The sequence below is a fragment of the Burkholderia sp. BCC1993 genome, from assembly GCF_905339865.1.
Lineage (GTDB): Bacteria > Pseudomonadota > Gammaproteobacteria > Burkholderiales > Burkholderiaceae > Burkholderia.
This window is the reverse complement of record NZ_CAJPGZ010000009.1, coordinates 244,010-258,545: the sequence shown is the minus strand read 5'-3', so window position 1 is coordinate 258,545 and position 14,536 is coordinate 244,010. Positions and strand designations below refer to the sequence as shown.

Sequence of the window (14,536 nt, the reverse complement as noted above, 5' to 3'; positions counted from 1 at the left end):
GGGGCGCCGTCGAACGGAAACGCGATTACGTCGTATCGCGGCGTACATCGACGGCATCCCGAACACGCACGCGCCATCATCTGCAATCCTGATCGGTTTACCGCCTGACACGGCGAAACGGTGCCGCGCACCGCCTCGCGATTTTTGTTCCGCCCCGCGCCCGCCGTCGCCTCGCGCTACCCTATCGAGCTTCGCGCCGACACCCCGGCCGGCCGCCAGATCCGAACCGATCGATGACCCGCATCCGCAACCACCTGAACATCGCGCAGCTCCAGGCCTTCGTCTCCGCCGCGCATCACAAGAGCCTGCGCGCCGCCGCGCGCGAGCTCGGCGTCACCCAGCCCGCGATCACGCATACGATCCGCGAACTCGAAACGGCGCTGAACGCGGAACTGCTCGTGCGCAGCGTGCGCGGCGTCGAGCTCACCGCATGCGGCCACGCGCTGCTGCCGCGCGCCGAGCAGCTGCTCGGCGACATGCGCCGCACCGTCGAGGCCGTCGAGCAGGTGAAAGGGGAAATGTCGGGGCGCGTCGCGGTCGGCACGATGCCGTCGATCGCGCTGACCGCGCTGCCGCACGCGGTCACCGCCTTCCGCCGGTCGATGCCGAACGTGAACCTGCATCTGGAGGAAGTGACGGTGCCCGACGCGCTCGCGCAACTGCGCAACGGCACGCTCGACATCGCTGCGATGCACCATGTGCCCGCGCTCGACCGCGATTTCACCCAGGTGCCGCTGCTGTCGACCGAGTTCACCGTCGTGATGCGCGAAGGCCACCCGCTCGCGCACGCGCGCCGGTTAGAGGAATTGCTCGACGCGGAATGGATCGTCACGGTCGGCGCCGAGCAGTTTCCGCACAGCGTGATGGTCGGGATGTTCGAGGCGCGCGGGCTGCCGCTGCCGAAGCGCCTGCTGCGCTCGCCGATGTCGTTCGCGGTGACGCTCGGGCTCGTCGCGCGCTCCGACGTGATCGGCTGCTTCACGCGCCCGCTGGCCGCGATGGTGGCGCCGCTCGGGATCCGCACGGCCGAACTCGACGAAAGCATGCCGCGCTTCGACCTGTCGATCATCGCCCGCCGCGACCTGCTGCCGACGCCGGCGGTATCGCAATTCGTCACCTGCCTGCAGCGCGCGGTCAACGAAACGCTTGGTTGAATCGTTCCTTCCTCTGAAACGGTCGCGCGCCGCACGCGCGGCCGTCGGGTCCGGTATCGGGGCTTGTCCTAGGCGCCCTGCCGGTATTTTGTCTTGATAATCTTGCGCACGTCGCGCGCCCGCATCGGGCAGCGAAACGGACAGTCCGACGCGAAGCCGCGCCGGGCCGAATGCTTACGGCGCGGCACAACCGCGCACCCATCGAACAAAACGAGGAGTCACCGAGTGAAAAAGATTCTTGCGGCTGTGACCGTGGCCCTGCTCGCCGTATCGGCCGGCACTGCATACGCGAAGGACTGGTCGACCGTGCGCTTCGGCGTCGACGCAAGCTACCCGCCTTTCGAATCGAAAGATGCGAGCGGCAAGGTGGTCGGCTTCGACGTCGATCTCGGCAACGAGATCTGCCACCGCATCAACGCGAAGTGCGTGTGGATCGAAAACGACTTCGACGGGATGATCCCCGCACTGAAGGCACGCAAGTTCGACGGTGTCCTGTCGTCGATGTCGATGACGCCGGCGCGCCAGGAACAGATCGCGTTCTCGGCGAAGCTGTTCAACACGCCGACGCGCCTCGTCACGAAGAAGGGCACCGGCCTGATGCCGACGGCCGAATCGCTGAAGGGCAAGTCGGTCGGCGTCGAGCAGGGCACGATCCAGGAAACCTACGCGAAGACGTACTGGGCCTCGAAGGGCGTGAACGTCGTGCCTTACCAGAACCAGGACCAGGTCTACGCCGACCTGATCTCGGGCCGTCTGGACGGCGCGCTGCAGGACGCGGTGCAGGCTGAAATCGGCTTCCTGAAGACGCCGCGCGGCGCGAGCTTCGATTTCGCCGGCAAGGACATCGACGATCCGAAGACGCTCGGCAACGGCGCCGGCATCGGCCTGCGCAAGGAAGACACCGACCTGAAGGCGAAGATCGACGGCGCGATCGCCAGCATGCGCAAGGACGGCACGTACGACAAGATCGCGAAGAAGTACTTCGATTTCGACGTGTACGGCAAGTAACACCGCGCAACGCGCGCTTCGCGACCGCGCAGACGGGCTCCGCAAGGAGCCCGTTTTTTTGCTCGCGCGCGGCGAAAGGCCGCGAAACGCGCGTGGACGAAGGGCTGCGGCGCCGTTATTTTTTACGCGCCAACCCGATGATTCGTAAAGGAAATCGACATGGCCGGCGCGCGGTTTGATAGGTTCGCGGAAGGCAACGTACAATCGATCTTCCACGCATACCGGATCACTCGCGGCTGCGCCGCGCTCCCCTCATCATGCAAACGCAGACCCATCCGCTGATTTCCCCCGCCGTCGGCACCGAACGCCAGATCACGAGCTTCCACTACGGCCCGCGCGGCGGCAAGAAGGTCTACATCCAGTCGTCGCTGCACGCGGACGAACTGCCCGGCATGCTGGTCGCCGCGCTGCTGCGCCGCAAGATCGCCGCGCTCGAGACGGCCGGCAAGCTGCGCGGCGAAGTGATCATCGTCCCCGTGCCGAACCCGATCGGCCTGTCGCAGCACGTGTTCGGCGATCACCTCGGCCGCTTCGAGCTCGGCTCGATGCAGAACTTCAACCGCAATTTCTACGATCTCGCGACGCTCGTGCTGCCGCGCATCGAAGGCCGCCTGACGAACGACGCGCAGCGCAACCTCGCCGCGGTACGCGCCGCGATGCGCGAGGCGCTCGACGAACAGAAGCCGCGCACCGAGCTCGAATCGCAGCGCCTCGCGCTGCAGAAGCTGTCGTTCGACGCCGACATCGTGCTCGACCTGCATTGCGACAGCGACGCGGTGATGCACCTGTATACGAACCCCGACCTGTGGGAAGACGTCGAGCCGCTGTCGCGCTACCTGGACGCGCAGGCGTCGCTGCTCGCGCTGAATTCGGTCGGCAACCCGTTCGACGAGATCCACAGTTTCTGCTGGTCGGATCTGCGCAACCGGTTCGGCGATCGCTTCCCGATCCCGAACGGCGCGATTTCCGTCACGGTCGAACTGCGCAGCGAGCGCGACGTGTCGTACGAACTCGCGGAGAAGGACGCGCAAGCGATCGTCGAATACCTGACCGAGCGCGGCGTCATCGACGGCACGCCCGCGCCGCTGCCGCCGCTCGCGCATCCGGCCACGCCGCTCGCGGGCACCGATCCGCTCGTCGCGCCGGTGTCCGGCGTGATCGTGTTCCGCACGCCGGTCGGCGCGTGGATCGAGGCCGGCCAGGAAGTCGCCGACATCGTCGATCCGCTGACCGATCGCGTGATCACGCTGAAGAGCAGCGTGTCGGGCGTGCTGTACGCGCGCCAGATCGTGCGCTTCGCGACCGCCGGGATGGAAGTCGCGCGCATCGCCGGCGCGAACCCGATCCGCACCGGGTCGCTGCTGTCGGCCTGAGCCGCCTGGCCTGGGCCGCCGCCTGAACGGCCGGCCCGCGTGCCGCATCGCGGCGCGCACCAACGAAATCGCCCGCTTGCGCGGGCGATTGGCTTTTCGGCCTGGCGGCATGCCCGGCGACGCGGCCGGGGAGCAGCCGGGAGCAGCGTTCAGAACGCCGGCACGATCGCGCCGCCGAACTTCTGGTCGATGAACTTGCGCACGTCGTCCGATTCATAGGCCGCGACGAGCTTCTTCACCCACGGCTTGTCCTTGTCCTGCGCGCGCACCGCGATCAGGTTCGCGTACGGCCCGCGCAGGTCCTCGATCGCGATCGCATCCTTCACCGGCGTGAGGCCGGCCTTCACCGCGTAGTCGGTGTTGATCGACGCGGCGTCGAGGTCGGGCAGCGCGCGCGGCAGTTGCGCGGAGTCGAGCTCGACGATCTTGATCTTCTTCGGGTTCTCGGCGATGTCGAGCGGCGTCGCGTTCACGCCGTTGCTGCCGACACCCGGCTTCAGCTTGATCACGCCGTACTTCTGCAGCAGCAGCAGCGCGCGGTTGCCGTTGGACGGATCGTTCTGGATCCCGACCTTCGCGCCGGCCGGCAAGTCCTTCAGCGACTTGAGCTTCTTCGAATAGAAGCCCATCGGCGCCGTGTAGGTCAGCCCGACGTTGACGATCTTGTAGCCGCGCTGCTTGATCTGGCTGTCGAGAAACGGCTGGTGCTGGAAGCCGTTCGCATCGAGGTCGCCCGAATCGAGCGCCGCGTTCGGCTGCACGTAATCGTTGAATTCGATGACCTTGATCGCGAGCCCTTCGCGCGCGGCAACTTTCGTCACCTCGGTCCAGATCTGCGCGTCGGGGCCGCTCATCGTGCCGATCTTCAGCGTCTGGGAATCGGCGTGCGCGCCGGGCGCGGCAAAGGCCAGCGCCGCGGCAAGCGCGCCGAGGCCGGTCAGGATCGAACGTCGCATGGTGTCCTCTTGTCCCGTGTCGTTGTTGAAGCGCGCATCGTGGCACGGGGCCGGAACGGCACCAACCAAGCTTATTTCATGTGCATATTCCCGACTCCGATCGAATCTCAGGCGGAATCGGTATAACTCCCGGCTGTACAACCGGGCAGAATCCAGTGTCGCATCGGCACCACAGATTCGTAATATGACAAGGCTGTCACATTCATTACGTGGCCCGCCGATAAAGTTGCGACCGGTCCGTGAAAGCGCCCATAGAGAGCGCCGGAACCGCAACTGGACACGCCATTTACTCGCTCGGAGAATCCTTTGAACAAGAAACTGTTGACCATCGCCATCCTCGCAGCAACGGCTGGCACGGCGCACGCACAAAGCAGCGTGACCCTGTACGGTGTCATCGATGCCGGTATCAGCTACGTGAACCACAGCAAGACCGCGAACGGCGGCAGCGGCAAGCTGTTCAAGTATGACGACGGCGTGGCCCAGGGCAGCCGTTGGGGCCTGCGCGGCACCGAAGACCTCGGTGGCGGCCTGAAGGCGATCTTCGTGCTCGAAAACGGCTTCAACAGCGGCAACGGCACGATCGGCCAGGGCGGCGCGATCTTCGGCCGTCAAGCGTACGTTGGCCTGAGCCAGGCGCAATACGGCACGGTCACGTTCGGCCGCCAGTACTCGTTCTCGACCGACATCCTCGGCTCGAACTACTCGACGGGCGGCAACACGGTCGCGGGTAACTACGCGTACCACGTGAACGACGTCGACCAGCTCACGTCGAGCCGCATCAACAACTCGGTGAAGTTCCAGAGCGCGAACTACGCCGGCTTCACGTTCGGCGCGTTGTACGGCTTCTCGAACTCGACCGACTTCGCCGGCGCACCGTCGACCACGACGGGCACCACGACGACGGCCGGTTCGTCGCGCGCATACAGCTTCGGCCTGAACTACGCGAACGGCCCGTTCGCACTCGGCGCCGCTTACACGGACATCCGCTTCCCGAGCCAGTCGACGCCGGCATTCTCGACGTCGATCGCGAACATCGCGCTGACGAACATCCGCGACCTGCGCACGTACGGCGTCGGCGGCCGCTACATCTTCGGCCCGGCAACGGCATGGCTGCTCTGGACGCGCACGCAGTTCACCCCGATCGCGGCTGGCGCATCGGGCACGTTCTACAACGCGTATGAAGCGGGCGTGAAGTACGCGATCACGCCGGCCCTGTCGGCGGCAGCGGGCTACACGTACACGAACGCAACGCAAAGCGGCAACTCGGCGCACTGGAACCAGGGCGACCTGGGCCTCGACTACGCACTCAGCAAGCGTACGGACGTGTACGGCCTGGTGGTCTACCAGAAGGCGTCGGGCAACGGCGTGCAAGCGCAGATCGGTTCGAGCACGAGCTACTTCAGCACGTCGGGCAACGGTTCGTCGAACCAGCTGGCCGCTCGCGTCGGTATCCGTCACAAGTTCTAAAGCATCCGCTTAACTTATCCGCTCATCTCGCGGATGACGACGGCAAGAAGCGCCCCGCTCCACGCGGGGCGCTTTTTTATGGGCTTTTAAGTTTCGCTTAATTCTGGGCTGAGAGGATGCTCTCACCCCCCCTGTTGGCCGCCTGAGCATCGGCGGCTTCTTTTTTTGAGACCCACTACGGCACCGCCATCAACTGCCCGCAAGACAGGATCGGAGGCCAAGATGATCGAAGATACCGTTTTCAGCCAACTGCACGCGATTCTGACCCGCCGGCATTCGCTGCCGGTCCAGAGCTGCCGCGTGTCGGTGGCAATGCAGCGCCCGTGGGGCCGCCCGTACCGGCTCGTCGAATGGACGATGCATCTCGACGCGCCCGCGCGGCGCCAGATCGTGCCGGCCGAATCGACCGACGAAGAGATCGCCGAGGTCGTCGCGTCGCACGTGCCGGGCCGCCTGTACGGCGACGGCCGGCTGCAGTTCTGACTCCCCCTCGTTACCCGTCACTGCCCGCAGTGCGGCCGGCCTGCACGCATCGTGCGGCACTCGGTCTCGTTTGACGCGGCAACGAAGTCTGCTACGCTGCGCGTTTTCGTCCACGCAACACATGATGGAAAACGCATTCAACGAACGCGGCGTGATGGTCACGCGCAACGGCCTGTCGGCCGCCGGGCAGGTCTTCCCGCTGCGTGACATCCGCAACGTCGACGTCGTCAAGATCCCGAAGAATCGCCTCGTGCCGTGGCTGATCTCGCTGATCGGCGTGGCCGCCGCCATTGCCGGCGGCATCGGCGCATCGAGCGCCGCGCTGGTCGTCGGCGTGATGCTCGCCGTCGTCGGCTATCTCGCCTGGACCACGCAGGACATCACGTACCGGCTGATGGTCGAGATGCCCGACGGCAAGCGCGAAGCGCTGTCGAGCGTCGACGCCGAATTCGTCGAACGCGTCGCGCAGGTCGTGCGCGATGCACGGACGGCGACGGCCGCCGGCTGATTTCCGCTGCGCGCGCCGACCACCTACTATGAAATGAGCGGCACGCCGCCGCGTCGTTCGAGGAGGTCGGCATGAACCCCCAATCGCTGTCCGGCATGCTGCGCGCGCAGGAACTGCTGCTCGTCACGATGATCCGCGCGCTTCCGCCCGACGCACGCAGCGCGCTCGTCGACCTCTACGCCGAACAGCTCGCGTTCGCCGAACAGGCCGGCTTCGAAGGCCACGGCGATCGCGCGACGCACGACGCGTACATCGCGCATGCGCGCAACCTGTTGATTCGCCTCGAATCGCTCGCATAGGGCCTCTGCTCACACGCCTATAACGGGCCCGCGCCAGCCCGCTTCTCCCGAATTTGTCCCCGCGCGGCGCGTCCGGTCCGCGCCAACGGCGCACGTCCGCAGACGCCGCTTTCCGTTCTTGTTTTGATAATGATTCTCATTTACACTGAAGAAATCATCAATTCCCTTTCAATTCTCCGTTCGCCGCCTGTCGCGCGCGAACGGGCCAGCCAGGTGAACGCGTCACCCAGCCAGCCTTCGGGCTAGTCATCGTCAATGGGAGACCACCTGTGCATTGCTATCCGCTGGCGCGGCGGCCGATCTGTGCCGCGCTGTTCGGCGCGTTCGGCCTGTCCGCCGCCCCGGCTTACGCCGATTCGTCGCCGCAAGGCGCCAACCCTTCATCTGCCGTGCTGACCACCGCCGCCGCGTCCACGCGCGGCGATGCGGCGCTGCTCGACCCCGTCACCGTCACGGCCACCCGCACCGCCACCGCCGCGAGCCGCACGGCCGCGTCCGTATCGGTCATCACCGACGACGATCTCGAGGAACAGCAGGCCACCAACATCAAGGACGCGTTGCGCTACGAGCCGGGCGTCACGGTGCGCCGCACCGCGTACCGCCCCGGCAGCGCCGCGCTCGGCGGCGGCCGCGACGGCGATTCGAGCATCAACATCCGCGGCCTCGAAGGCAATCGCGTGCTGCTGATGGAAGACGGCATCCGCCTGCCGAACGCGTTCTCGTTCGGGCCGCTCGAAGCCGGCCGCGGCGACTACGCGGATCTCGACACGCTCAAGCGCATCGAGATCCTGCGCGGGCCGGCGTCGGCGCTGTACGGCAGCGACGGGCTGACCGGCGCGGTGAACTTCATCACGAAGGATCCGCGCGACCTGCTGTCGATCTACGGCAAGCCCACCTATTTTTCGCTCCGGCCGGGCTACGACTCGGCCGACCGCAGCGTCGGCGCGACGGTGTCCGCCGCGGGCGGCGACGACCGCGTGCAGGGGATGATCATCGCCGACGGCCGGCGCGGCCATGAGGTCGACACGCGCGGCGGCAACAATTCGGCGAGCACGCTGCGCACGACGTCGAACCCGCAGGACGTCTATTCGGAATCGCTGCTCGGCAAGCTCGTACTGACGCCCACCGCGCGCGACACGATCAAATTCACCGCGGAAACCGTGCAGCGCCGCGTGAGCACCGACGTGCTGTCGGCGATCAACCCGCCCGGCACGCTCGGGCTCACAACCCACGACCGGCTCGAGCGCAACCGCTTCAGCGTCGACTACGACTTCCGCGACGATGCGTTCCGCTGGTTCCAGAACGCGCACATTCAGTTCTACTACCAGGACGCGAAGCAGGATCAATACGCGTTCGAGACGCGCGGCGCGCCGCTGAAATCGCGCTCGCGCGACAACCAGTACAAGGAGCGCACATTCGGCGGCGCCGCGTTCGCCGAAAGCGGCTTCTCGACGGGCCCGCTCGCGCACAAGCTGCTGTATGGCGTCGACGGCAGCGTGTCGCGCGTGACGAACCTGCGCGACGGCACGGTGCCGGGCGTCGGCGAAGCATTCCCGAACAAGGCGTTTCCCGATACCGACTACACGCTGTTCGGCGCATTCGTGCAGGACCAGATCGGCTATGGCCGCCTGCTCGTCACGCCGGGGCTGCGCTTCGATACCTACCGGCTGAGCCCGACGCGGAACGATCCGCTGTTCACCGGCACCGCGGTGTCGACGAGCGCGAACGAAGTGTCGCCGCGCGTCGCGGTGCTCTACGAGATCACGCCCGCGCTGATTCCGTATGCGCAGTACGCGCACGGCTTCCGCGCGCCGACGCCCGACCAGGTGAACAGCAGCTTCTCGAACCCGGTGTACGGCTACACGTCGATCGGCAATCCGAACCTGAAGCCCGAAACCAGCGACACGTTCGAAGCGGGCCTGCGCGGCAAGGCCGGCACCGGCTACGGCGTCGTGCGCTACAGCGCGGCCGCGTTCACGGGCCGCTACCGCAACTTCATCGCGCGCACGACGATCGCGGGCAGCGGCCGGCCAACCGACCCGTTCGTGTTCCAGTACGTGAACTTCGCCGACGCGCGCATCCACGGCCTCGAAGGTCGCGCCGAATGGGCGATGCCGAACGGCATCACGCTGAAGACGGCGATGGCGTTCACCCGCGGTTCGACGCAGAACAACGGCGCGGCGAGCCAGCCGCTGAACACGGTCAATCCGTTCTCGGCGGTGTTCGGCGTGCGCTACGAACCCGGCGAACGCTGGTTCGTGCAGACCGACCTGCTGTTCCAGGCCGCGAAACGCGACCACGACATCGACAAGTCCGACTGCTCGAACAAGGCGTGCTTCGCGCCGCCGTCGTCGTTCGTCGTCGACCTGCGCGGCGGCTACCGCTTCAACAAGCATGTGAGCGCGACGATCGGCATCCGCAACCTGTTCGACCGCAAATACTGGAACTGGTCGGACGTGCGCGGCATCGCGGCCGATTCGCAGGTGCTCGACGCGTATACGTCGTCCGGGCGCACCGTCGCCGTCAGCATGAAAGTGGATTTCTGATGCGCGCGATCGCGCGTTCCTGCCCAACCGTTACTTGAAGGAGTCCGACATGATGCATTCCGCCCTTCCCGGCCAGCCGGCCACGCCGGCCCGCGCGTCCGCCGCGTTGCGCGACGCATTCGTCAAGCTCAAGGCCGAGCGCCAGCTGCGCAACCGCGACGTCGCGCAGGCGCTCGGCGTCAGCGAAGGCGAGGCGCTCGCCGCGTTCGTCGGCGAGCACGTGGTGCGGCTCGACGCGCGCTTTCCGGCGATGTTCGAGGAAATGCCGCGCCTCGGCCGCGTGATGGCGCTCACGCGCAACGATACGGCCGTCCACGAGAAGGACGGCGAATATGCGCAGATGAGCCACGACGGCCCGGTCGGCCTCGCGCTCGGCGACATCGACCTGCGCATCTTCTACCGTCACTGGGCGTCGGCGTTCGCGGTGCGCGACGAGACCGCGCACGGTCCGCTGAAGAGTTTGCAGTTCTTCGACGCGCAGGGTCATGCGATCCACAAGGTCTACCTGCGCGCGCACAGCGATCACGCGGCGTACGACGCGTTCGTCGAACGCTGGCGCGCGGCGTCGCAGGAGCCGGGGCTCGACGTCGTGCCCGCCGCACCGAAAACGCCCGAACGTGCCGATACCGGGATCGACGTCGCGGGCTTTCGCGCCGCGTGGGACGCGATGACCGACACGCACCAGTTCTTCGGCATCACGCAGCACTTCGGCGTGAGCCGCATGCAGGCGCTGCGCCTCGCCGATCCGCAATACGCGTATCCGGTCGAGGCGACGCGCGCGCTGCGTCACGTGCTCGAACGAGCCGCGCAGAGCGGCCAGCCGATCATGGTGTTCGTCGGCAATGCAGGGATGATCCAGATCCACACGGGCCCCGTCGCGAACGTGCGCGAGGTCGGCGCGTGGATCAACGTGCTCGACCCAGGCTTCAACCTGCACGTGCGCGAGGACCTGATCGCCGCCGCGTGGGTCGTGAAGAAGCCGACGAGCGACGGCATCGTCACGTCGCTGGAGCTGTTCGACCGGCAGGGCGACCATGTCGCGCTGCTGTTCGGCGAACGCAAGCCCGGCAAGGTCGAACGCGACGACTGGCGCGCGCTCGTCGCGACACTTCCGTCGGCGGCGCGTGGAGACGCGCGGTGAGCGCGCGATCGTTCCTGCCGCGACGCCGTGTCGTGCTCGCGAGCGCGGTGGCCGGTGCGCTCGCGGGTGCGCTGCCGGGCCGCGCGCGCCCGCAAGCCGCGCAGAAGCGCATCGTCGTGATCGGCGGCGCGCTCGCGGAAACCGCGTTCGCGCTCGGCGGCGCCGACGCGCGCGGCTACCGACTCGTCGGCACCGACACGACCTGCACGTACCCGGACGCCGCGAAGCGCCTGCCGAAGGTCGGCTACCAGCGCGCGCTGTCGGCTGAGGGGCTACTGTCGCTGCGGCCCGATCTCGTGCTCGCGTCGGCGGAGGCCGGCCCGCCCGCCGCGATCGCGCAGGTGAGAAGCGCGGGCGTCGCGGTCACGACGTTCGACGAGCGGCACGACGTCGATTCGGTGCGCGCGAAGATCACCGGCGTCGCGCAGGCACTCGACGTGCGCGACGCGGGCACCGCGCTGCTGCAACGCTTCGATCGCGACTGGCAGGCCGCGCGCGATGCGGTCGCCGTGCACGTGCCCGGCGGCGCGCAGCCGCCGCGCGTGCTGTTCGTGTTGAACCATACCGGCAACCAGGCGCTCGTCGCCGGCCAGCGCACGGCCGCCGACGCGATGCTCCGCTACGCGGGCGCGCGCAATGCGATGCAGGGTTTCGATCACTACAAGCCGCTGACGACCGAGGCGCTGGCCGCCGCCGCCCCCGACATCGTGCTGATCTCTGATGAAGGGCTCGCGACGGTCGGCGGCCGCGCCGCGCTACTCGCCGCGCCCGGCTTCGGCGCAACGCCGGCCGGCCGCGCGCGGCGAGTCGTGTCGCTCGATGCGCTGTTCCTGCTCGGCTTCGGTCCGCGCCTGCCGCTCGCCGTCACGACCCTGCACCGGCGCCTGTCGGATGCGCTCGCCTGATTCCGGAGCGTCCCGATGCCTGTTCATGCTTCGCCTTTCCCCGCGCGGTCGCACGTATCGCGTGCCGGCGCCGCGCGCGTCGGCGCGTCGCGCCGCCTCGTACCGTTCGCGCTGGCCGCGCTGGCCTCACTCGTGTGTGTCATGTCCGTCATCGCGCTGTGCGTGGGCGCGTACCGCATTCCGTTCGCGCAGGCCTGGGCCGCGCTGAGCGGCGACCCGGCCGCCCGGCAAGCGCGCGCGGTGCTGTTCGACATCCGCGCGCCGCGCGTCGTGCTCGCGCTGCTGGTCGGCGGCGGCTTCGGCGCGGCCGGCGCCGCGATGCAGGCGCTGTTCCGCAATCCGCTCGCCGACCCGGGGCTCGTCGGCGTGTCGAGCGGCGCGGCGCTCGGCGCGACGACGACGATCGTGCTCGGCCCCGCGCTGTTCGCCGCGCACGCGAGCGCGGCCGTGCTGCCCGCCGCCGCATTCGCCGGCGCGCTCGCGGTCGCGGCGCTCGTCTACCGGCTCGCCGCGTCGCGCGGCCGGCTTGCGCTGCCGCTGCTGCTGCTCGCCGGCATCGCGATCAACGCGCTGGTCGGCGCGGCGATCGGCCTGCTCACGTTCGTCGCCGACGACGCGCAGTTGCGTTCGCTGACGTTCTGGAGCCTCGGCAGCCTCGGCGGCGCGCAATGGTCCGCGCTGGCGGCCGTCGCGCCGTGCGTCGCGATCGGCTGCGTGCTGCTCGCGCGCGACCGTGACGCGCTCAACGCATTGCAGCTCGGCGAAACCGAGGCGCTGCACCTCGGCGTGCCCGTGCAGCGGCTCAAGCGGCGCGTGCTCGTCGCGGTCGCGCTCGCGGTCGGCGCGCTCGTGTCGTGCGCGGGCATCATCGGTTTCATCGGCCTCGTCGCGCCGCACTGCGTGCGCCTCGCGTGCGGCCCCGACCAGCGCGTCGTGCTGCCCGGCGCCGCATTGCTCGGCGCGCTGCTGACGCTCGCCGCCGATCTCGCCGCGCGCACCGCCGCCGCGCCCGCCGAGATTCCGCTCGGCGTGCTCACCGCACTGCTCGGCGCGCCGTTCTTTCTCGCGCTGCTGTGGAAAAGCCGCGGCGCGCTCGGCGGCTGATCCTTCATGCACCCATCATGCTGACTGCCCATCATCTCGACGTCGCCCGCCGGCACCGCGCCGTTCTGCACGACCTGTCGCTGTCAATCGAACCCGGCCGAGTGACCGCGCTGCTCGGCCGCAACGGCGCGGGCAAGAGCACGCTGCTGAAGACCCTGGCGGGCGAACTGACCGGCAGCGTCACGCCGAACGGCGTGCGCGTGACCGGCGACATCACGCTGAACGGCGAACCGCTCGCGCACATCGACGCGGCGCGGCTCGCGTGCCTGCGCGCCGTGCTGCCGCAGGCCGCGCAACCTGCGTTTCCGTTCAGCGTCGACGAAATCGTGCTGCTCGGCCGCTATCCGCATGCGCGGCGCGGCGGCGCGCGGCACGTGATCGCGCATCGAGATCGCGACATCGCATGGCAGGCGCTCGAACGCGCGGGCGCCGACACGCTCGTCGGCCGCGACGTGACGACGCTGTCGGGCGGCGAGCTCGCACGCGTGCAGTTCGCGCGTGTGCTCGCGCAGTTGTGGCCGGACGACGACGCGGAACCGGGCCCACGCTACCTGCTGCTCGACGAGCCGACCGCCGCGCTCGATCTCGCGCACCAGCACCGGCTGCTCGATACCGTGCGCACGGTCGCGCGCGAGTGGCGGCTCGGCGTGCTCGCGATCGTCCACGATCCGAACCTCGCCGCGCGGCACGCGGATACGATCGCGATGCTCGCGGACGGCACGATCGTCGCGCATGGTGCGCCGCGCGACGTGATGACGCCGGTGCATATCGCGCAGTGCTACGGATTCGCCGTGAGGATGGTGGAAACGGGCGACGGGGCGCCGCCGCTCATGGTGCCGGCGTAGAACACGTCGTCCGGCCATATCGCGCAGTGCTACGGGTTCGCCGTGAGGATGGTGGAAACGGGCGACGGAGCGCCTCCGGTCATGGTGCCCGCGTAGAACCGGCGCATCGTCGCATCCGCACGTCACGCCGCCGCTCAATGCTCGACGTCCGCGACACCGAACGTGCGCATCTTCCACCCGAGCCGTACGGCCAGCATCCGCATCGTGAAGCCGGCCGCCAGCGCAACCGCCGTCGCAAACCCCGCGTCGATGCCGAGATGCTGGATCCCGACGTACAGCGTGCCCGTGAAGAACGCGACGCTCGCATACAGTTCCTCGCGCAGGATCAGCGGCATCTCGTTGCACAGCAGGTCGCGCAGCATCCCGCCGCACACGCCGGTGATCGCACCAGCCAGCACGACGATGATCGGCGCGGTGCCCGTCGACGCGCCGATGTCGCAGCCGATGATCGTGAACGCCGCGAGGCCGATCGCGTCGACGGTGACGAACAGCGTCTTCATGCGCGCGACGTGCCGCGCGGCCCACGACGCGACGGTCGCCGCGGCGAGCGTGATCACGAGGTACTCGGGATGCGCGATCCAGCCGAGCGGATAGTGGCCGAGCAGCACGTCGCGCACGGTGCCGCCGCCAAGCGCCGTGACCGCGCCGACGAGCGCGAGCCCGAAGCGGTCCATCCCGCGCCGCATGCCCATCAGCGCGCCCGACATCGCCTCCGCGACGATCGCGATCAGATACAGCGTATGCATC

The 14,536-nt window shown here is 68.3% G+C and carries 14 protein-coding genes; 12 read left to right on the top strand and 2 right to left on the bottom strand.

The features are described 5' to 3' along the window. Positions 1-233: 233 nt before the first annotated feature. The 3 genes from U4Y91_RS17335 to U4Y91_RS17325 all read left to right on the top strand — a co-directional run bounded on the left by U4Y91_RS17335 (position 234) and on the right by U4Y91_RS17325 (position 3,535). Complete coding sequence (locus tag U4Y91_RS17335; protein WP_321806055.1) at positions 234-1,154, top strand: LysR substrate-binding domain-containing protein; 921 nt, start codon at positions 234-236, stop codon at positions 1,152-1,154. Positions 1,155-1,379: 225 nt separating this feature from the next. Next, the gene (locus U4Y91_RS17330) at positions 1,380-2,162 is read left to right on the top strand and encodes an ABC transporter substrate-binding protein (RefSeq protein WP_321806054.1); all 783 of its coding nucleotides are present in this window, start codon (positions 1,380-1,382) and stop codon (positions 2,160-2,162) included. Positions 2,163-2,419: 257 nt separating this feature from the next. Further along, positions 2,420-3,535, top strand: coding sequence for a succinylglutamate desuccinylase/aspartoacylase family protein (locus tag U4Y91_RS17325; RefSeq protein ID WP_321806053.1), 1,116 nt, complete (start codon positions 2,420-2,422; stop codon positions 3,533-3,535). Positions 3,536-3,684: 149 nt separating this feature from the next. On the opposite strand, the gene U4Y91_RS17320 is transcribed toward U4Y91_RS17325, so the two are convergent. After that, entirely contained in the window at positions 3,685-4,491 is an 807-nt protein-coding gene (locus U4Y91_RS17320; RefSeq protein WP_321806052.1) for a MetQ/NlpA family lipoprotein, read from the bottom strand. Between the two features lie 306 nt (positions 4,492-4,797). Here U4Y91_RS17320 and U4Y91_RS17315 point away from each other — a divergent pair, with 306 nt between their 5' ends. The 9 genes from U4Y91_RS17315 to U4Y91_RS17275 all read left to right on the top strand — a co-directional run bounded on the left by U4Y91_RS17315 (position 4,798) and on the right by U4Y91_RS17275 (position 13,789). Then, entirely contained in the window at positions 4,798-5,958 is a 1,161-nt protein-coding gene (locus tag U4Y91_RS17315; protein ID WP_321806051.1) for a porin, read from the top strand. Positions 5,959-6,180: 222 nt separating this feature from the next. Then, positions 6,181-6,441 carry a DUF2866 domain-containing protein gene (locus U4Y91_RS17310; protein ID WP_321806050.1) on the top strand — a complete coding sequence of 87 codons (261 nt, stop codon included), beginning with the start codon at positions 6,181-6,183 and terminating at the stop codon, positions 6,439-6,441. 124 nt (positions 6,442-6,565) lie between these two features. Then, positions 6,566-6,949 carry a DUF6232 family protein gene (locus U4Y91_RS17305; RefSeq protein ID WP_321806138.1) on the top strand — a complete coding sequence of 128 codons (384 nt, stop codon included), beginning with the start codon at positions 6,566-6,568 and terminating at the stop codon, positions 6,947-6,949. A 71-nt stretch (positions 6,950-7,020) separates the two neighbouring features. Continuing rightward, positions 7,021-7,248 (top strand): hypothetical protein, encoded by a 228-nt coding sequence (locus tag U4Y91_RS17300; protein ID WP_044849044.1) that lies wholly within the window; start codon positions 7,021-7,023, stop codon positions 7,246-7,248. A gap of 269 nt (positions 7,249-7,517) precedes the next feature. Beyond that, positions 7,518-9,794: a TonB-dependent hemoglobin/transferrin/lactoferrin family receptor gene (locus U4Y91_RS17295; protein ID WP_321806049.1), complete on the top strand. Its 2,277-nt coding sequence runs from the start codon at positions 7,518-7,520 to the stop codon at positions 9,792-9,794. Positions 9,795-9,843: 49 nt separating this feature from the next. Continuing rightward, a complete protein-coding gene (locus U4Y91_RS17290) occupies positions 9,844-10,935 on the top strand; it encodes a hemin-degrading factor (RefSeq protein WP_321806048.1) in 1,092 nt (363 codons plus the stop codon). Beyond that, entirely contained in the window at positions 10,932-11,840 is a 909-nt protein-coding gene (locus U4Y91_RS17285) for a heme/hemin ABC transporter substrate-binding protein (RefSeq protein WP_415750467.1), read from the top strand. The genes U4Y91_RS17290 and U4Y91_RS17285 overlap by 4 nt, the downstream gene beginning before the upstream one ends. 15 nt (positions 11,841-11,855) lie before the next feature. Further along, on the top strand, positions 11,856-12,944 hold the full coding sequence (locus U4Y91_RS17280) for an iron ABC transporter permease (protein WP_321806047.1): 1,089 nt from the start codon (positions 11,856-11,858) through the stop codon (positions 12,942-12,944). A 17-nt stretch (positions 12,945-12,961) separates the two neighbouring features. Continuing rightward, positions 12,962-13,789, top strand: a complete 828-nt coding sequence (locus U4Y91_RS17275; RefSeq protein WP_321806046.1) for a heme ABC transporter ATP-binding protein — start codon at positions 12,962-12,964, stop codon at positions 13,787-13,789. Between the two features lie 134 nt (positions 13,790-13,923). Here the strand turns inward: U4Y91_RS17275 and U4Y91_RS17270 are convergent, their stop codons facing one another. Continuing rightward, the gene (locus U4Y91_RS17270; protein WP_321806045.1) at positions 13,924-14,535 is read right to left on the bottom strand and encodes a trimeric intracellular cation channel family protein; all 612 of its coding nucleotides are present in this window, start codon (positions 14,533-14,535) and stop codon (positions 13,924-13,926) included. Position 14,536 lies beyond the last annotated feature (1 nt).

Bases quoted from the DNA above. Each gene is read 5' to 3' on its own strand.
- U4Y91_RS17335 (WP_321806055.1), top strand. From the start codon at position 234: ATGACCCGCATCCGCAACCACCTGAACATCGCGCAGCTCCAGGCCTTC.
- U4Y91_RS17325 (WP_321806053.1), top strand. From the start codon at position 2,420: ATGCAAACGCAGACCCATCCGCTGATTTCCCCCGCCGTCGGCACCGAA.
- U4Y91_RS17320 (WP_321806052.1), bottom strand. From the start codon at position 4,491: ATGCGACGTTCGATCCTGACCGGCCTCGGCGCGCTTGCCGCGGCGCTG.
- U4Y91_RS17310 (WP_321806050.1), top strand. From the start codon at position 6,181: ATGATCGAAGATACCGTTTTCAGCCAACTGCACGCGATTCTGACCCGC.
- U4Y91_RS17305 (WP_321806138.1), top strand. From the start codon at position 6,566: ATGGAAAACGCATTCAACGAACGCGGCGTGATGGTCACGCGCAACGGC.
- U4Y91_RS17300 (WP_044849044.1), top strand. From the start codon at position 7,021: ATGAACCCCCAATCGCTGTCCGGCATGCTGCGCGCGCAGGAACTGCTG.
- U4Y91_RS17290 (WP_321806048.1), top strand. From the start codon at position 9,844: ATGATGCATTCCGCCCTTCCCGGCCAGCCGGCCACGCCGGCCCGCGCG.
- U4Y91_RS17280 (WP_321806047.1), top strand. From the start codon at position 11,856: ATGCCTGTTCATGCTTCGCCTTTCCCCGCGCGGTCGCACGTATCGCGT.
- U4Y91_RS17275 (WP_321806046.1), top strand. From the start codon at position 12,962: ATGCTGACTGCCCATCATCTCGACGTCGCCCGCCGGCACCGCGCCGTT.
- U4Y91_RS17270 (WP_321806045.1), bottom strand. From the start codon at position 14,535: ATGCATACGCTGTATCTGATCGCGATCGTCGCGGAGGCGATGTCGGGC.